Origin of the sequence: Cupriavidus necator, from assembly GCF_040578825.1 — a bacterium.
GTDB lineage: Bacteria > Pseudomonadota > Gammaproteobacteria > Burkholderiales > Burkholderiaceae > Cupriavidus > Cupriavidus necator_E.
This window is the reverse complement of record NZ_JBEFLI010000003.1, coordinates 88,701-105,406: the sequence shown is the minus strand read 5'-3', so window position 1 is coordinate 105,406 and position 16,706 is coordinate 88,701. Positions and strand designations below refer to the sequence as shown.

At 66.2% G+C, this 16,706-nt stretch carries 16 protein-coding genes; 15 read left to right on the top strand and 1 reads right to left on the bottom strand.

Annotation, left to right across the window (positions count from 1 at the left end):
* Nucleotides 1-14 precede the first annotated feature (14 nt).
* The gene (gene map / locus AB1I47_RS03065) at nucleotides 15-833 is read right to left on the bottom strand and encodes a type I methionyl aminopeptidase (RefSeq protein WP_354682302.1); all 819 of its coding nucleotides are present in this window, start codon (nucleotides 831-833) and stop codon (nucleotides 15-17) included.
* A gap of 348 nt (nucleotides 834-1,181) precedes the next feature.
* On the opposite strand from map, the gene rpsB reads away from it, so the two are divergent.
* The 15 genes from rpsB (at nucleotide 1,182) to rnhB (ending at nucleotide 16,675) form a co-directional block, all read left to right on the top strand.
* Nucleotides 1,182-1,925, top strand: coding sequence for a 30S ribosomal protein S2 (rpsB, locus tag AB1I47_RS03060; protein WP_354682301.1), 744 nt, complete (start codon nucleotides 1,182-1,184; stop codon nucleotides 1,923-1,925).
* A gap of 294 nt (nucleotides 1,926-2,219) precedes the next feature.
* The gene (tsf, locus tag AB1I47_RS03055) at nucleotides 2,220-3,098 is read left to right on the top strand and encodes a translation elongation factor Ts (protein WP_354682300.1); all 879 of its coding nucleotides are present in this window, start codon (nucleotides 2,220-2,222) and stop codon (nucleotides 3,096-3,098) included.
* 276 nt (nucleotides 3,099-3,374) lie between these two features.
* Nucleotides 3,375-4,085, top strand: a complete 711-nt coding sequence (pyrH, locus tag AB1I47_RS03050) for a UMP kinase (protein WP_354682299.1) — start codon at nucleotides 3,375-3,377, stop codon at nucleotides 4,083-4,085.
* A gap of 110 nt (nucleotides 4,086-4,195) precedes the next feature.
* Nucleotides 4,196-4,756: a ribosome recycling factor gene (gene frr / locus AB1I47_RS03045; protein ID WP_354682298.1), complete on the top strand. Its 561-nt coding sequence runs from the start codon at nucleotides 4,196-4,198 to the stop codon at nucleotides 4,754-4,756.
* Nucleotides 4,757-4,803: 47 nt separating this feature from the next.
* On the top strand, nucleotides 4,804-5,571 hold the full coding sequence (locus tag AB1I47_RS03040; protein WP_354682297.1) for an isoprenyl transferase: 768 nt from the start codon (nucleotides 4,804-4,806) through the stop codon (nucleotides 5,569-5,571).
* Between the two features lie 46 nt (nucleotides 5,572-5,617).
* On the top strand, nucleotides 5,618-6,439 hold the full coding sequence (locus AB1I47_RS03035; protein ID WP_354682296.1) for a phosphatidate cytidylyltransferase: 822 nt from the start codon (nucleotides 5,618-5,620) through the stop codon (nucleotides 6,437-6,439).
* Between the two features lie 23 nt (nucleotides 6,440-6,462).
* The gene (gene ispC / locus AB1I47_RS03030; protein WP_354682295.1) at nucleotides 6,463-7,644 is read left to right on the top strand and encodes a 1-deoxy-D-xylulose-5-phosphate reductoisomerase; all 1,182 of its coding nucleotides are present in this window, start codon (nucleotides 6,463-6,465) and stop codon (nucleotides 7,642-7,644) included.
* Nucleotides 7,645-7,770: 126 nt separating this feature from the next.
* Nucleotides 7,771-9,174: an RIP metalloprotease RseP gene (gene rseP, locus AB1I47_RS03025; protein WP_354682294.1), complete on the top strand. Its 1,404-nt coding sequence runs from the start codon at nucleotides 7,771-7,773 to the stop codon at nucleotides 9,172-9,174.
* Nucleotides 9,175-9,298: 124 nt separating this feature from the next.
* Complete coding sequence (bamA, locus tag AB1I47_RS03020) at nucleotides 9,299-11,608, top strand: outer membrane protein assembly factor BamA (RefSeq protein ID WP_407935790.1); 2,310 nt, start codon at nucleotides 9,299-9,301, stop codon at nucleotides 11,606-11,608.
* A gap of 21 nt (nucleotides 11,609-11,629) precedes the next feature.
* Nucleotides 11,630-12,157, top strand: coding sequence for an OmpH/Skp family outer membrane protein (locus AB1I47_RS03015; protein ID WP_354682292.1), 528 nt, complete (start codon nucleotides 11,630-11,632; stop codon nucleotides 12,155-12,157).
* A gap of 53 nt (nucleotides 12,158-12,210) precedes the next feature.
* Nucleotides 12,211-13,302 (top strand): UDP-3-O-(3-hydroxymyristoyl)glucosamine N-acyltransferase, encoded by a 1,092-nt coding sequence (gene lpxD / locus AB1I47_RS03010; protein WP_354682291.1) that lies wholly within the window; start codon nucleotides 12,211-12,213, stop codon nucleotides 13,300-13,302.
* Between the two features lie 11 nt (nucleotides 13,303-13,313).
* Nucleotides 13,314-13,763, top strand: a complete 450-nt coding sequence (gene fabZ, locus AB1I47_RS03005; RefSeq protein WP_116320654.1) for a 3-hydroxyacyl-ACP dehydratase FabZ — start codon at nucleotides 13,314-13,316, stop codon at nucleotides 13,761-13,763.
* Nucleotides 13,764-13,897: 134 nt separating this feature from the next.
* Nucleotides 13,898-14,701: an acyl-ACP--UDP-N-acetylglucosamine O-acyltransferase gene (lpxA, locus tag AB1I47_RS03000; protein WP_354682290.1), complete on the top strand. Its 804-nt coding sequence runs from the start codon at nucleotides 13,898-13,900 to the stop codon at nucleotides 14,699-14,701.
* Between the two features lie 13 nt (nucleotides 14,702-14,714).
* The gene (gene lpxB / locus AB1I47_RS02995) at nucleotides 14,715-15,923 is read left to right on the top strand and encodes a lipid-A-disaccharide synthase (protein WP_354682289.1); all 1,209 of its coding nucleotides are present in this window, start codon (nucleotides 14,715-14,717) and stop codon (nucleotides 15,921-15,923) included.
* On the top strand, nucleotides 15,923-16,675 hold the full coding sequence (rnhB, locus tag AB1I47_RS02990) for a ribonuclease HII (RefSeq protein ID WP_354682288.1): 753 nt from the start codon (nucleotides 15,923-15,925) through the stop codon (nucleotides 16,673-16,675). Before lpxB ends, rnhB begins: the two co-directional genes overlap by 1 nt.
* Nucleotides 16,676-16,706 lie beyond the last annotated feature (31 nt).

Genomic DNA, 16,706 nt, shown 5'->3' with positions numbered 1-16,706 from the left:
GCTCGGGTGCGACCTCAGGCCGCGACAGATTCGGTGATAAAGGCTGGCGGCGCCGGGGTGCCGGCGGAGACCGTCAGCACCTCGTAGCCGGTCTCGGTGACCAGCACGGTGTGTTCCCACTGCGCCGACAGGCTGCGGTCGCGCGTCTTGACCGTCCACTGGTCAGGCATGGTGCGGATATCGCGCTTGCCGGCGTTGATCATCGGCTCCACGGTGAAGATCATGCCGGCCCTGATCTCGGCGCCGGTGCCAGGGCGGCCGTAGTGCAGGATCTGCGGGTCTTCGTGGAAGTTCTTGCCGATGCCGTGGCCGCAGTATTCGCGCACCACGCTGTAGCCGGCGGCTTCGGCGTGCACCTGGATGGCATGACCGATATCGCCGAGGCGGGCACCTCCGCGCACCTGGGCGATGCCCTTCCACATGCACTCGTAGGTCACCTGTGCCAGGCGCTTGGCCAGGATCGAGCCCTCGCCGACGATAAACATGCGGCTGGTGTCGCCGTAGTAGCCTTCCTTGGTGATAACGGTGATGTCCAGGTTGATGGCGTCGCCGCTCTTGAGCACGCGCTCACCGGGAATGCCGTGGCAGATCACGTCGTTGACCGAGGTGCAGATCGCGCCGGGGAAGGGCGGATAGCCCGGCGGGGCATAATTCAGCGGCGCCGGCACCGTGCCTTGCACGTCACGCATATAGGCGTGGCACAGCCGATCCAGCTCGCCCGTGGTGACGCCAGGCTGGACAAAGGGCGTGATGTAGTCGAGGACTTCGGAGGCAAGGCGGCAAGCCACGCGCATCTGGGCGATGTCTTCGGCGGTGTTCAGGTGAATGCTCATGCTGCGTCGCCAAAAAAGTGAAGGCGGGGCCACTGGCCGCGCCGAATTCGTCAGGTCAATGTGGGATTATCGCACCATCGGGACCAGATCGCAGCTTGTCTGCAGGGCCGCCGCGGCCATTGCCCCGGCGCTGTCCCGGGCGCCAGAGTGCCGGGCGGCTTGAGCGAGCCACGTTTTTGTTGCTACAATAGCGGGCTGATCTGGTTGCGGTGCAGCAATTGCGCCCGCCGGCTCGGAATATTTTGCAGCAAACTGCTGCGCTGTTTGAAATCGCTGGCCCGCCTATCCGGGGTGTTCCTTTTCAGGAATGTCGGGGCGGGCTTCAGACCTAACCCTTTGGAGAATCACATGTCCGTTACCATGCGCGAAATGCTGGAAGCCGGTTGCCACTTCGGCCACCAGACCCGCTTCTGGAACCCGAAGATGGCCCCCTTCATCTTCGGCCATCGCAACAAGATCCACATCATCAACCTCGAAAAGACGCTGCCGATGTTCCAGGACGCCATGAAGTACGTGCGTCAGCTGGCAGCCAATCGCGGCACCGTCCTGTTCGTGGGTACCAAGCGCCAGTCGCGCGAAATCCTGGCGGAAGAAGCTGGCCGCGCCGGCATGCCTTACGTCGACGCCCGCTGGCTCGGCGGCATGCTGACCAACTTCAAGACGGTCAAGACCTCGATCAAGCGCCTGAAGGACATGGAAGCCGCCAAGGAAGCCGGCGCGCTGGAAACCATGAGCAAGAAGGAAGCGCTGATGTTCGAGCGCGAGATGATCAAGCTGGAAAAGTCGATCGGCGGCATCAAGGATATGGGCGGCGTGCCTGACGCGATCTTCGTGGTCGACGTCGGCTACCACAAGATCGCCGTGACCGAAGCCAACAAGCTGGGCGTGCCCGTGATCGGCGTGGTTGATACCAACCACTCGCCGGACGGCATCGACTACGTGATCCCGGGCAACGACGACTCGAGCAAGGCCGTGGCCCTGTACGTGCGCGGCGTGGCCGACGCGATCCTGGAAGGCCGTGCCAACGCGGTGCAGGAAGTGGTGGAAGCCGCCCGCGGCGACGACGAATTCGTCGAAGTGCAGGAAGGCTGATTGCCCGCCGCCCCATTGCCGAAAGGAACCCGCTAGCGCGCATCGTCATCCGACAGACAAGCAACGCTTGCCGCCCGTGAAGCACGGGCTGCGCGCAGGGCGAAAGCCGGGGTACGCCGGCAGCAGGGCAGGAAGGGCAAAAAAGGGGGCACATCTGGCGCCCCCCTTTTTTTGAATTTGAATTGTTGTCATCCGCCGCAGGCAGTATCTGACGCGGGTGAGCTGTAGACCCACCGACCGGGTGCCGCGGGCAAAACTGCCGGCAGCCGGCGCGAACCATTCAAGGAGTGACAAATGGCGGCAATTACCGCAAGCATGGTTGCAGAACTGCGCGCGAAGACCGACGCGCCGATGATGGAATGCAAGAAGGCCCTGACCGAGGCCGACGGCGACCTGAACAAGGCCGAAGAGCTGCTGCGCGTCAAGCTGGGCAACAAGGCCAGCAAGGCCGCATCGCGCGTGACCGCCGAAGGCGTGGTCGCTTCGTTCATCGACGGCACCACCGGCGTGCTGGTCGAACTGAACTGCGAGACCGATTTCGTCTCCAAGAACGACGACTTCCTGGCCTTCTCGGCCAAGGTTGCCGAACTGATCGCCAAGCAGAACCCGGCTGACGTGGCTGCCCTGTCGGCGCTGGAAATCGACGGCGTGAGCGTTGAAGCCACCCGCACCGCCCTGATCGGCAAGATCGGCGAGAACCTGACGATCCGCCGCTTCGTCCGTTACGCCGACGGCGGCAAGCTGGTTTCGTACCTGCACGGCACCCGTATCGGCGTGATGGTCGAGTTCGACGGCGACGAAGCCGCCGCCAAGGACGTCGCCATGCACGTGGCCGCGATGAAGCCGGTGTCGCTGTCGGCCGACCAGGTCCCCGCCGACCTGATCGCCAAGGAGCGCAGCATCGCCGAGCAGAAGGCTGCCGAGTCGGGCAAGCCGGCCGAAATCGTCGCCAAGATGGTCGAAGGTTCGGTGCAGAAGTACCTGAAGGAAGTGTCGCTGTTCAACCAGCCGTTCGTGAAGAACGACAAGCAGACCGTCGAGCAGATGCTCAAGGCCGCCAACACGACCGTCAAGGGCTTCACGCTGTATGTCGTGGGCGAAGGCATCGAGAAGAAGCAGGACGACTTCGCTGCCGAAGTGGCCGCCCAGGTGGCCGCTGCCCAGAAGGGCTGATGACCGGGGCGCCGCGGACTGCCCGTCGGGGCGGTTCCGGGCGCCTATAATGCCGCAGGGGCGCCGCAAGGTGCCCCTCTGCATAAGTAGCGAAGCGCCGCGCAACCGTCGGCGCGGCGCTGCGGCAGTCAGTTTTCGCGGTGGTCCGCCGGCAGGCTGGGCCACCCCGAAAACCGGCTTTCTTCCGCCGGAGGCGCGCGATCCGCGCCGCCGGTGCCAAAAAATACGTCTCTTTTGCGTCCCAAACGAGCGACTTGCTCCTGTCCGAGGGTGAACATGCCAGCCTACAAGCGCGTCCTTCTGAAACTGTCCGGTGAAGCCCTGATGGGCGAAGATGCCTTCGGCATCAACCGCTCCACCATCGAAGCGATGGTGAACGACATTGCCGAGATCGTTAAGCTCGGCGTGCAGGTGGCGGTGGTCATCGGCGGCGGCAATATCTTCCGCGGCGTCGCGGGCGGCGCCGCCGGCATGGACCGCGCCACCGCCGACTACATGGGCATGCTGGCCACCATGATGAACGCGCTGGCGCTGCAGGATGCCATGCGCCACGCCAACATCGAGGGCCGCGTGCAGTCCGCGCTGCGCATGGACCAGGTGGTCGAGCCCTATATCCGCCCGCGCGCGATCCGCCAGCTCGAAGAGGGCAAGGTAGTGATCTTCGCCGCCGGCACCGGCAACCCGTTCTTTACCACCGACACCGCCGCCGCGCTGCGCGGCTCGGAAATCGGTGCCGAGGTCGTGCTCAAGGCCACCAAGGTGGACGGCGTCTACACCGCCGACCCGAAGAAGGACCCGAGCGCCACCCGCTACACCACCATCAGCTTCGACGAGGCCATCTCGCGCAACCTGCAGGTGATGGATGCGACCGCCTTCGCGCTGTGCCGCGACCAGAAGCTGCCGATCAGGGTGTTCTCGATCGTCAAGCCGGGCGCGCTCAGGCGCGTGGTGCTGGGCGAGGACGAGGGTACGCTGGTGCACGTCTGAACGCTGCCTGGACGCGCCACAATGGTGGTGCGCGGCCGGGCAAAGAGTAGAATGATTCATTTCCGATCCCGTCCCGCGGGATCATGGTTGGTTGATTTCCGGAGGTAAAAATGAGCGTCGCCGACACAAAGAAGAGCGCCGAGCAGAAAATGCAGAAGTCGATCGAGGCCTTCAAGGCCGATCTGGCTAAGATCCGCACCGGCCGTGCCCACACCGGCCTGCTCGACCACGTTCAGGTTGACTACTATGGCTCGATGGTGCCGATCAGCCAGGTGGCGAGCGTCGGCCTGGCCGATGCCCGCACCATCACGGTGCAGCCGTGGGAAAAGAAGATGGTTGGCGCGGTCGAGAAGGCGATTCGCGATTGCGACCTGGGCCTGAACCCGGCCACCATGGGCGACGTCATCCGCGTGCCGATGCCCGCGCTGACCGAAGAGCGCCGCAAGGAGCTGACCAAGGTCGTCAAGGGCGAGGCCGAGGGCGCCAAGATCGCCGTGCGCAACCTGCGCCGCGATGCCAACGAGCAGTTCAAGAAGCTGGTCAAGGACAAGGCGATCTCCGAAGACGACGAGCGCCGTGGCCAGGAAGAAGTGCAGAAGCTGACCGACAAGTACGTTGCCGAGATCGACAAACTGGTCGCGGAAAAAGAGAAGGAGATCATGACGGTCTGACGCCCGTCCCGGCAACTGCCGGGGCAGTCAGCGACCGTCTCACACCCATGCACATCAGCTCAACGCTCGCCGTACCCGATACCTCCTACGTGCCCCGCCACGTTGCCATCATCATGGACGGCAACGGTCGCTGGGCGACTCAGCGGCACCTGCCGCGCGTTGCCGGGCACAGCCGGGGGCTTGATGCTGTGCGCGCGGTGGTGGAGGCCTGCGCCGCCAGGGGCGTGCAGTACCTGACGCTGTTCGCGTTCAGCTCCGAGAACTGGCGCCGTCCGGCGGACGAGGTCACGTTCCTGATGCGGCTGTTCATGATGTCGCTGCGGCGCGAAGTGGTGAAGATGCACGCCAACAACATCCGCCTGCGGGTGGTGGGCGACCTGAGCCGCTTCAGCCCGCGCATCCAGCAACTGATCAAGGATGCCGAGGCGCGCACCGCCGGCAATACCGGCCTGACCGTGACCATCGCCGCCAACTACGGCGGGCGCTGGGACGTGCTGCAGGCCATGCGCAAGATGCTGGCGCGCTCGCCCATGCTCGATCCGGAAACGATCGACGAATCCATGCTGGCGCCGCACCTGGCGATGGCCTACGCGCCTGAGCCGGACCTGTTCATCCGTACTGGCGGCGAACAGCGCATCAGCAACTTCCTGCTGTGGCAGCTCGCGTATTCCGAGCTGTACTTCACCGACGTGTACTGGCCGGACTTCGACGCCGCGGAACTGGACAAGGCCTTTGCCTCGTACCGCCAGCGCGAACGCCGTTTTGGCCGCACCAGCGCGCAGCTGGTCGCGCCGGGACTATCGGGCACGGCATAACCACCAGCCTGCCAGGCTACTCCAACCTCTCACGGGACCGCAGCGCATGCTCCTCACCCGCGTCATCACGGCCCTGTGCCTGTTGCTGCTGATTCTGCCGATTTTGTTCCTGGCGCCCCCCGCGGGGCTGGCCGGGCTGGTGGGGCTGATCGTGCTGCTCGCCGGCTGGGAATTCGGCCGCCTGATCGGGCTGCGCGGGCCGTGGCCTTACGTCTATGCGCTGGCCTGCCTGATCGCGACCATCACCTGGCATGACCTCCCGCTGCGCCACGCCACCACCTGGCTGCTGCAAGCCGCGGTGGTGTGCTGGGGCATAGCAGTGGTGTTGCTCGCGCGCGGCGTGCGCACCGCGACGCCGGCCTTTACCGTGCTGGGCGCGGTGCTCGGGCTGGTGATCCTGCCCGCGTTCGCCCATGCCACCATGATCCTGCGCGGCGCCGGCATCGGCGTCCTGCTGACCGCGGCTGTGCTGGTGTGGGCGGCCGATATCGGCGCGTATTTCACCGGCAAGGCCATCGGCCGGCGCAAGCTGGCGCCCGGCATCAGCCCGGGCAAATCGTGGGAGGGCGCCATCGGCGGCTGGGTGCTGGCGCTGGTGATCGGGCTGGTGCTCGCGGCCACGCACGCCTTTGCCCCGACCTGGTTCTCGGTGATGGGCGAACGTGGCGGCCTGGGCTACGTTGCCGCGCTGGTCACGGTGCTGGTTGCCGCCAGCGTGATCGGCGACCTGTTCGAGTCGCTGCTCAAACGCCAGGTCGGCAAGAAGGACAGCAGCCGGATGCTGCCTGGCCACGGCGGCGTGCTGGACCGCATCGACGCCTTGCTGCCGGTGTTCCCGCTGGCGGCACTGATGCTGATTTTCCTCTGAAGCGTTCTCTGAAGCGGTCTGATATGCAGCGCATTACCATCCTCGGCGCCACCGGCTCCATCGGCGAAAGCACGCTGGACGTGGTCAGGCGCCATCCCGACCGCTACACCGTGCATGCGCTGAGCGCCCACCGGCAGGTGCGCAAGCTGGCCGAGCAGTGCATCGCCTTCCGCCCGGCCCGCGCCGTGGTGGGCACCGCGCAAGCGGCTGGCGAACTACAGGCGCTGTTGCGCGATGCCGGTATCGGCACCGAGGTCAGCTACGGCGAGGACGCGCTGGAATCGGTGGCGGCCGACCCGCAGACCGATGCCGTGATGGCCGCGATCGTCGGTGCCGCCGGCCTGCGTCCGACACTTGCCGCCGCGCGCGCGGGCAAGCGCGTGCTGCTGGCCAACAAGGAAGCGCTGGTGATGTCCGGCCGCATCTTCATGGATGCGGTGCGCGAGAACGGCGCCACGCTGCTGCCGATCGACAGCGAGCACAACGCGATCTTCCAGTGCCTGCCGGCCGACGACCCGCGCTATGGCCGCGGCGTGGCCAAGGTGCTGCTGACCGCGTCGGGCGGGCCGTTCCGTACGCGTGATCCGGCCACGCTGCACGATATCTCTCCCGACCAGGCCTGCGCCCACCCCAACTGGGTCATGGGCCGCAAGATCTCGGTCGACTCCGCCACCATGATGAACAAGGGCCTCGAGGTCATCGAGGCGCACTGGCTGTTTGGCGCCCCCGCCGAGCGCATCGAGGTGCTGATCCACCCGCAGAGCCTGGTGCATTCGATGGTGGCGTACACCGATGGCTCGGTGCTGGCGCAGCTCGGCAACCCCGACATGCGTACGCCGATCGCCTATGGGCTGGCCTATCCGGAACGGATCGACTCCGGCGTGTCGCCGCTGGACCTGACTGTGGCCGGCGGGCTGCATTTCGAAAAGCCGGACCTGGAGCGCTTCCCCTGCCTGGGCCTGGCCTTCGACGCGCTGCGCGCGGGCGGTGTGGCTCCGACGGCGCTCAATGCCGCCAACGAAGTGGCAGTCGAGGCCTTCCTGGGCGGAAAGGTGCGCTTTACGGATATCGCCGTCATCGTCCGACGGGTGCTCGATGCGGCACCGCAAGGCGTGGCGGAAACCCTCGAAGCCGTGCTCGCGGCGGACCGGCTGGCGCGCGAAGCCGCTCGCTCCGCCGTGGCGGCGCTCACCCTAAACCGTTGATCCGGCGGGGCGGCCTGCCGCATCTGCGACAATAGCGGCTGCAATCCCGGCTGCCGCGCCCCGGTTCCCCCGAATCCGGCGTGCCCGTCAGCCCAAGTTACCGACGTCCCGACGTCCCGACGCCCCATGCAAACCGTACTCGCTTTCATCGTCGCCCTGTGCGTGCTGATCTATGTGCACGAAATGGGGCACTACCTCGCCGCCCGCGCCTGCGGCGTGAAGGTGCTGCGCTTTTCGATCGGTTTCGGGCGGCCGCTGCTGCGCTGGATCTCGAAGAGCCGCGACCGCACCGAATGGACGGTGGCGGCGATCCCGCTGGGCGGCTATGTGAAGATGCTGGACGAGCGCGAGGTGGATCCGGAGCGCGACTCGCCCATCGACCCGATCGACCTGCCGCGCGCCTTTAACCGCCAGCCGGTGGGCAAGCGCTTCATCATCGTGGCGGCGGGACCGCTGGCCAATTTCCTGCTGGCGATCGTGCTGTACTTTGCGCTGTTCGCCGGCGGCATGCGCGAGCCCGCGCCCGTCGTGGCCGCGCCCACGGCCGGCACCATGGCGGCGCAGGCCGGCGTGCGCGAGGGCGACCGGGTGCTGTCGCTGACCGCCAATGGCCATACCGAGCCCGTGCGTTCGTGGAACGACCTGCGCATGGCCGTGTTTGCCGGGGGCTTCGGCGATGCGCGCGCCGTGCTGCGCGTGCGCGGCACCGACGGCGCCGAGCGCGATGTCACGCTGGCGCGGCTGCCCAATACCGGCGGCAATCCCGAGCAGGATCCGCTCGCCACGCTGGGCCTCAACCTGAAGGGCGGGCCGGTGACGATTACCGAGGTGCTGCCGGACTCGGCCGCCGAACGCGCCGGGCTGAAAAAGGGCGACCGCGTGGTGGCCTGGCAGGGCAGCCCGCTGACGCAGGCAAGCGCGCTGATCAGGGCGGTGCGCAGCCAGCCGGGCCAGGCGGTGACGCTGGGGATCGAGCGCGACGGCAAGCGGATGGACGTGCCGGTGACGCTGGACAGCGCCGCGGCGCGCGACGGCGGGAAGGATGCGAGCGGCGCGGCGGCCGCGCCCACGGGCAAGCTGGGCGCGGCGCTGAGCCAGGCGGTCGAGATGGAAACCGTGCGCTACCGGGCCGACCAGGCGCTGGCGCGTGCGGTGGGGCAGGTCTGGGACACCAGTGCGCTGTCGCTGAAGCTGCTCGGCAAGATGTTGGTGGGGCAGGCTTCGCTGCAGAACCTGAGCGGTCCGCTGACCGTGGCCGACTACGCGGGACGTGCCGCAAACCTCGGCCTGCAGGCCTTTGTCAGCTTCCTGGCACTGGTCAGCGTTAGTCTCGGTGTACTGAATTTGTTACCTATTCCGGTTCTGGACGGGGGGCATTTGCTGTATTATTGCGTGGAATTTTTGACTGGCCGGCCCGTCCCAGACCACTGGCAGGCAATGCTGCAGAAGGTTGGCATCGCCTGCATCTTGCTCCTGACTTCGCTCGCTTTGTTCAATGACGTCAGCCGAATGTTTCTGGCGAACGGCTAGAAACGCATGTCGGCAGAGGGGGGCGGTCGTGTCGTCGACGCCGTCGCCGGGGACGCCATTGCCACGCGCAGTCCAATGAGGCATCGGAGCGCAATCCTGGATGGAATCAAAGAGGGGATCAACATTGATCAGACATAAGCGCATTTCGCTGGGCTTGCTGGCGAGTGCCGTTATTGCAGCCTGGAGCCCGGCGGGCTGGGCTGCCGATCCGTTCGTCGTCAGGGACATCCGCGTTGAGGGCCTGCAACGCGTCGAACCGGGCACCGTGTTTGGCTACCTTCCGGTGCGCGTCGGTGAAACGTTCACCGACGACAAGGGCGCCGATGCCATCCGTGCCCTCTACAATACCGGCTTCTTCAAGGACGTGCAGATCCGCGCCGAGGACGGCGTGCTGGTCGTGCAGGTCGAAGAGCGCCCGGCCATCTCGCAGCTCGAGTTCGTCGGCATCAAGGAATTCGACAAGGACACGCTGCGCCGTTCGTTGCGTGCGGTCGGCGTGGCCGAAGCCCGTTACTACGACAAGGCACTGATCGACAAGGCGGAGCAGGAGCTCAAGCGCCAGTACGTCGCGCGCGGCTACTATGCCGCCGACGTGCAGACCACGATCACGCCGGTGGACCGCAACCGCGTCTCGGTGGTGTTCAACGTCGAAGAAGGTCCCGTCGCCAAGATCCGCCAGATCAATATCGTCGGCAACAAGGCCTTCAAGGAAGGCACGCTGCGCGACGAGATGCAGCTTTCCACGCCAAACTGGCTGTCCTGGTACACCAAGAACGACCTGTACTCGAAGCAGAAGCTGACCGCCGACCTGGAAGCGCTGCGCTCGTTCTACCTGAACCGCGGCTACCTGGAGTTCGCGATCGAATCGACCCAGGTGTCGATCACGCCGGACAAGAAGGACATCTACCTGACGCTGAACATCAAGGAAGGCGAGCAGTACAAGGTGTCCGACATCCGCCTGGCGGGCGAGCTGCTCGGCAAGCAGGACGAAATGGAAAAGCTGCTGCAGCTCAAGAAGGGCGATATCTTCTCGTCCGAAAAGCTGACCGGCAGCACCAAGGCCATCACCGACCTGCTCGGCACCTACGGCTACGCCTTCACCACCATCAACCCGCAGCCGCAGATCGACCAGCAGAAGCGTGAAGTCGCGCTGACGCTGATGGTCGACCCCGGCCGTCGCGTCTACGTGCGCCGCGTCAACGTGGTGGGCAACAGCAAGACCCGCGACGAGGTGGTGCGCCGCGAGATGCGGCAGATGGAAAGCTCGTGGTTCGACAGCGAGAAGCTGCAGCAGTCGCAGGCGCGTATCAACCGGACCGGCTACTTCACCGACACCAACATCACCACCGAGGACGTGCCCGGCGCGCCCGACCAGGTCGATGTGAACGTCAACGTGACCGAAAAGCCGACCGGCCAGATCAGCCTGGGCGTGGGCTTCTCGTCCACCGACAAGCTGGTGCTGCAGGCCGGCCTGCGCCAGGACAACGTGTTCGGCTCCGGTACCAGCCTGGGCCTGGACGTGAACACCGCCAAGTCGTTCCGTACCATCGCGCTGACGCAGTACGATCCGTACTTCACGGTGGACGGCATCAGCCGCTCGACCGACATCTACTACCGTACCTCGCGCCCGCTGTACTACACCGGCGACCAGGACTACAAGATCGTTTCCGCCGGCGGCGGCTTCAAGTTCGGCGTGCCGTTCTCGGAAGTCGATACGGTGTTCTTCGGCATCGGCTATGAGCGGACCCAGGTTTACACCTCGGTCAATACGCCGACCCAGTACACCGACTGGCTCAACCGGATCGGCAAGAATTCGGGCGACGCCATCAACAACTTCCCGTTCACCATCGGCTGGGCGCGCGACCGTCGCGACAGCGCGCTGGTTCCGACCAAGGGCCCGTACACCCAGGCCAACCTGGAAGTGGGCCTGCCGGGCGGGGATACGCAGTACTACCGCGCCAGCGTGCAGCAGCAGTACTTCTACCCGATCTCGAAGGCCTTCACGCTGGCACTTAACGGTGAAGTCGCCTACGGCCACGGCTACGGCAACACGCCGTTCCCGGTGTTCAAGTACTTCTACGCCGGCGGTATCGGCTCGGTGCGCGGCTACCAGACCAGCACGCTGGGCCCGAAGGACCAGAACAACAACCCGGTGGGCGGCGCCTCGAAGATGATCGGCAATATCGAATTCATCTTCCCGCTGCCGGGCTCCGGCGTGGACCGCACGCTGCGCCTGTTCACGTTCTTCGACTTTGGTAACGTCTACCAGGAAGGTGCGCCGCTGCGCTTCAGCGAACTCAAGTACTCGACCGGCTTCGGCATGTCGTGGCTGTCGCCGATCGGTCCGCTGAAGATCAGCATGGGCTTCCCGCTCAAGCGCGACGAGACCGACAAGGTCCAGCGCTTCCAGTTCCAGATCGGCACGGCATTCTGATTCTGATAAGGGATCTGTTTCATGAACACAAAATCCAAACTGGTCAAATCCCTGGGCGCCGCCGCGCTCGCCACGGCAGCGATCTGCGCCGCGGCGCCGGCCATGGCCCAGGAGGCGCGCATTGCCGCCGTCAATTCCGAGCGCATCCTGCGCGATTCGCAGCCGGCCAAGGCGGCCCAGGTCAAGCTCGAGCAGGAATTCTCCAAGCGCGACCGCGAGCTGCAGGACATGGCGCAGAAGATCAAGTCCATGGCCGACAAGCTCGACAAGGACACCACCGTGCTGGCCGACTCCGACCGCCAGCGCCGCCAGCGCGAAGTGGCCGACCTGGACCGCGAGTTCCAGCGCAAGCAGCGCGAGTTCCGCGAAGACCTGAACCAGCGCCGCAATGAAGAACTGGCGCAGGTGCTGGAGCGCGCCAACCGCGTGATCCGCCAGCTTGCCGAGCAGCGCAAGTACGACCTGATCGTGCAGGAAGCCGTGTACGTCAATCCCCGCATCGACATCACCGACGACGTGATGAAGGCGCTGAACGCCGGCGCCCGCTAAGCCGCACCGGTTCTCACGTTCTTTCGTCTTTCGTTTTTTTAGGAAGTACCGCCATGCAGACACCCACACTGGGTCAGCTCGCCACCGAGAACGGCGCGCAGGTTGTGGGTGATCCCGACCTGGCGATCGTTGGCCTCGCCCCGCTGGACCAGGCCGGAGCGGCCGAGCTCTCGTTCCTGTCCAATCCGCTCTACCTGCAGCAGGCGCTGGATTCCGGCGCCGGCGCCGTGATCGTATCGGCGGCCGACCTCGAGCGCATCCGCGCCGAGGGCCGGGCCGACGGCCGCAACTGGCTGGTGGCGCGCAATCCCTACGTCTGCTTTGCCCGCGTGGCGCAGCGCTTCGACCGCGCCGCCAATACCGACACCCGCGTCGGCATCGACCCGCGCGCCACCGTATCGCCTGACGCGGTGGTGCCGGCGTCGTGCTATATCGGCCCCAACGTGGTGATCGAGCGCGGCGCGCGGCTGGGTGAGCGCGTGCGCATCCTGGCCAACGGCTATGTCGGCGCGCATGCCGAGATCGGCGACGATTCGCTGCTCTATGCCAATGTGTCGGTCTACCACCAGTGCGTGGTCGGCGCTCGCGCCATCCTGCACAGCGGCGTGGTGATCGGCGCCGACGGCTTCGGCTTCGCGCCGGATATCAGCGCGACCGGCGTCGCGTACGTGAAGATCCCGCAGACCGGGCGCGTGGTGCTGGGCGATGACGTGGAGGTCGGCGCCAACACCGCGATCGACCGCGGCGCCATGGCCGACACCGTGATCGAAGAGGGCTGCAAGATCGACAACCAGGTCCAGATCGCGCACAACGTGCGGGTCGGGGCCCATACGGTCATTGCCGGCTGCGCCGCGGTATCGGGCAGCACGCGCATCGGCCGTTTCTGCGTGATCGGCGGGGCGGCCAATTTTGCCGGCCACCTGACCATTGCCGACCGCACCACGGTATCCGGCGGCACCTCGATCACCAAATCCATTACCAAGCCCGGCGGCCATTTCACCAGCGTGTTCCCGTTCCTGCCGCACGGCGAGTGGGAGCGCAACGCGGCCATCGTGCGCGGCCTGAGCAAGCTGCGCGAACGCGTGGTGGCGCTGGAGCGCCGCCTGCGCGGCCCGGCCGCCGGGAACCAAACCTCACAAGACTAAGAGAAATCATCATGACCGCAGCCGATATCGACATTCGCAAGATCCTCAAGCTGCTGCCGCACCGCTACCCGATCCTGCTGGTCGACCGCGTGCTGGAGTTTGAACCGCAAAAGCGCATCAAGACGCTGAAGAATGTCACCATCAACGAACCGTACTTCCAGGGCCATTTCCCCGACCAGCCGGTGATGCCGGGCGTGATGATCCTGGAAGCGCTGGCGCAGTCGGCCGGCCTGCTGACGTTTGGCGCCGACATGGAGCGCAAGGAAGGCTCGCTGTACTACTTCGTCGGCATCGACGGCGCCCGCTTCAAGCAGGTGGTGTACCCCGGCGACCAGCTGCACATGAACGTGACGGTCGAGCGGTATATCCGCGGCATCTGGAAATTCAAGGCGTTCGCCACGGTGGACGACAAGGTGGCCTGCGAGGCGGAGCTGATGTGCACCGTGAAGCAGGCCGAGTGAGGCCGAGCATGGCCCGCGGCTTTGCCGCAGGCCGTGCGCCGCGCTCCGCCTGACGGGGCGCGAGCGGCCCGGACGGGAACCTTTGCCCCTGGCAACGGCCCATCCTTCACCAGACACACCACAGGACAGGACGTATGACGCAAATCCACCCCACCGCACTGGTCGACCCGAAGGCAGAACTGGCATCCGACGTGAGCGTCGGCCCCTTCTCCATCGTCGGCCCCAATGTGCGGCTCGGCAGCGGTACCCGGATCGGCTCGCATACGACGGTCGAGGGCCATACCACGATCGGCGAGGGCAACCAGATCGGTCCCTATGCCTCGGTCGGCGGCGTGCCGCAGGACATGAAGTACCGCAACGAGCCGACCCGGCTCGAGATCGGCGACCGCAACACCATCCGCGAATTCACCACGATCCACACCGGCACGGTGCAGGACCGCGGCCTGACCAGCATCGGCAGCGACAACTGGATCATGGCGTACGTGCATATCGCGCATGACTGCACAGTCGGCAACCACACCGTGTTTTCCAGCAACGCGCAGATCGCCGGCCACGTCGAAGTGGGCGACTGGGCGATCCTGGGCGGCATGAGCGGCGTGCACCAGTACGTGCGCATCGGCGCCCATGCGATGCTGGGCGGCGCCTCGGCGCTGGTGCAGGACGTGCCGCCGTTCGTGATCGCCGCCAGCGACAAGAGCGGCAACAAGGCCACGCCGCACGGCATCAACGTCGAAGGGCTGCGCCGCCGCGGCTTCGACGCCGGCCAGATCGCCGCGCTGCGCCAGGCCTACAAGCTGCTTTACAAGTCCGACCTCAGCTTCGACGAGGCGCGCAACGAGATCACCGCCTTGCTGGGCCAGTCCGATGCCGGCACCGCGGTGCCGCTGCGCGCGTTCGTCGAGTTCCTTGCCGCCACTCAGCGCGGCATCGTGCGCTGAGACCGGACCGGACATGGTCGACGCCGCGATTCGGGGCGACGTGCCCACGGGCAACGGGAGCGTAGCGGGCAAACGCGGCACCATCGCCATGGTGGCCGGAGAGGCTTCCGGCGACTTGCTGGCATCGCTGATGATGGGCGGGCTGAAGGCCCGTCTGGGCGATACGGTGGATTACGCCGGCATCGGCGGCCGGCGCATGATGGCGCAGGGCTTTACTTCGCGCTGGCCGATGGAAACGCTGTCGGTCAACGGCTACGTCGAGGTGCTGGGCTCGCTGCGCGAGATCCTGGCAACGCGGCGCGCGGTGCGCGAGTGGCTGCTGGCCGAGCCGCCGCTGTGCTTTATCGGGGTCGATGCCCCGGACTTCAATTTCGGGCTGGAAGTGCCGCTGCGGCGCGCCGGCATCCCGGTGGTGCACTTCGTCAGCCCGTCGATCTGGGCCTGGCGCGGCGGCCGCATCCGCACCATTGCGCGTGCGGTCGACCATATCCTGTGCCTGTTCCCGTTCGAGCCCGAGATCTACGCCAGGGCCGGCATCCCGGCCACCTACGTGGGTCATCCGCTGGCCGACGTGATCCCGATGGTGCCCGATGTCGCAGGCGCGCGCGCCGAGCTGGGCCTGCCGGCCGGGCACCGCGTGGTCGCGGTGCTGCCGGGCAGCCGCCAGTCAGAGGTGCGCAACCTTGGCGCCACCTTCTTTGCCGCGATGGCTCGCATGCAACGCATGGACCCGAACCTGGCGTTCGTGCTGCCTGCCGCAAGCGCGCCGCTGCGCGCCATCGTCCAGGAACTGCACGCGCAGTATCCCGAACTGCGCCTGACCATCGTCGACGGCAAGTCGCACCAGGCGATGGAAGCCGCCGACGTGGTGCTGCTCGCCAGTGGCACCGCCACGCTGGAGGCGGCGCTGTACAAGAAACCGATGGTGATCTCCTACAAGGTGACCTGGCTGACTGCGCAGATCATGAAGCGCCAGGGTTACCTGCCGTACGTGGGATTGCCTAATATCCTTTCAGGGCGCTTCGTCGTGCCGGAACTGCTGCAGGACGATGCCACGCCCGAGGCGCTGGCCCGCGAAACGCTGCTGCAGCTCAACGACGAGGGCAACACCGCCTTCCTCTACGAGCATTTCACCCGCATGCACGAGACGCTGAAGTGCAATACCGCGCAACTGGCCGCCGATGTGGTGGTGGACCTCATGCACAGCCGGGGGACCGTCTGATGGCGCGCCGCAATGCCGCCTCGCCCCAGAAGGGCCTGGACCTTGCCCCGGCCGCTGCCGCCGTGCAGCGGCTGTGCGGCGTTGACGAAGCGGGCCGCGGCCCGCTGGCCGGGCCGGTCTATGCCGCCGCGGTGATACTGGACCCGAAGCGCCCGATCCGCGGGTTGGCCGACTCCAAGATCCTGACCCCCGCCAAGCGCGAGCAGCTCTACGACAAGATCTGCGAACGCGCGCTGGGCTGGCATATCGCCTTTGCCACCGTCGAGGAAATCGACACGCTGAATATCCTGCACGCCAGCATGCTGGCGATGCAGCGCGCGGTGCAGGGGCTGGCTGCCAGCGGCATCGTGCCGGACCTGGTGCAGGTCGACGGCAACCGCTGCCCTGAGGTGCCGTTCCCGGTCGAAGCCATCGTCAAGGGCGACGCGCTGGTCAGGGCGATCTCGGCCGCGTCGATCCTGGCCAAGGTGGCGCGCGACCGCGAACTGAGGATTCTGCACGAGCGCTATCCGCAGTACGGCTTCGATTCGCACGTCGGCTATGCCACGCCGCAGCACATGGCGGCGCTGGCCGAATTCGGCGCCACGCCGCATCACCGCCAGTCCTTTGCGCCGGTGCGCGAGGCGCTGGCGCAGCGCCCGATGTTCACCGCCATGACCGCGGTGGCTGAAGTCAGCGAAGTCACGGCAGTCGCCCAAGGCGTCGAAATCAGCAAGACCAGCGCCTCGGTATCGGTCACGGTTGCGCCCTGAGGCCCATCCGCCGCAACCAGAGAATTCCCGC

What these genes read in the sequence shown, in the direction of transcription:
- AB1I47_RS03035 (WP_354682296.1), top strand. Translation starts at nt 5,618, where the DNA reads ATGCTCCTCACCCGCGTCATCACGGCCCTGTGCCTGTTGCTGCTGATT.
- lpxD (WP_354682291.1), top strand. Translation starts at nt 12,211, where the DNA reads ATGCAGACACCCACACTGGGTCAGCTCGCCACCGAGAACGGCGCGCAG.
- tsf (WP_354682300.1), top strand. Translation starts at nt 2,220, where the DNA reads ATGGCGGCAATTACCGCAAGCATGGTTGCAGAACTGCGCGCGAAGACC.
- rnhB (WP_354682288.1), top strand. Translation starts at nt 15,923, where the DNA reads ATGGCGCGCCGCAATGCCGCCTCGCCCCAGAAGGGCCTGGACCTTGCC.
- ispC (WP_354682295.1), top strand. Translation starts at nt 6,463, where the DNA reads ATGCAGCGCATTACCATCCTCGGCGCCACCGGCTCCATCGGCGAAAGC.
- rseP (WP_354682294.1), top strand. Translation starts at nt 7,771, where the DNA reads ATGCAAACCGTACTCGCTTTCATCGTCGCCCTGTGCGTGCTGATCTAT.
- lpxB (WP_354682289.1), top strand. Translation starts at nt 14,715, where the DNA reads ATGGTCGACGCCGCGATTCGGGGCGACGTGCCCACGGGCAACGGGAGC.
- fabZ (WP_116320654.1), top strand. Translation starts at nt 13,314, where the DNA reads ATGACCGCAGCCGATATCGACATTCGCAAGATCCTCAAGCTGCTGCCG.
- rpsB (WP_354682301.1), top strand. Translation starts at nt 1,182, where the DNA reads ATGTCCGTTACCATGCGCGAAATGCTGGAAGCCGGTTGCCACTTCGGC.
- AB1I47_RS03015 (WP_354682292.1), top strand. Translation starts at nt 11,630, where the DNA reads ATGAACACAAAATCCAAACTGGTCAAATCCCTGGGCGCCGCCGCGCTC.
- AB1I47_RS03040 (WP_354682297.1), top strand. Translation starts at nt 4,804, where the DNA reads ATGCACATCAGCTCAACGCTCGCCGTACCCGATACCTCCTACGTGCCC.
- map (WP_354682302.1), bottom strand. Translation starts at nt 833, where the DNA reads ATGAGCATTCACCTGAACACCGCCGAAGACATCGCCCAGATGCGCGTG.
- pyrH (WP_354682299.1), top strand. Translation starts at nt 3,375, where the DNA reads ATGCCAGCCTACAAGCGCGTCCTTCTGAAACTGTCCGGTGAAGCCCTG.
- lpxA (WP_354682290.1), top strand. Translation starts at nt 13,898, where the DNA reads ATGACGCAAATCCACCCCACCGCACTGGTCGACCCGAAGGCAGAACTG.
- frr (WP_354682298.1), top strand. Translation starts at nt 4,196, where the DNA reads ATGAGCGTCGCCGACACAAAGAAGAGCGCCGAGCAGAAAATGCAGAAG.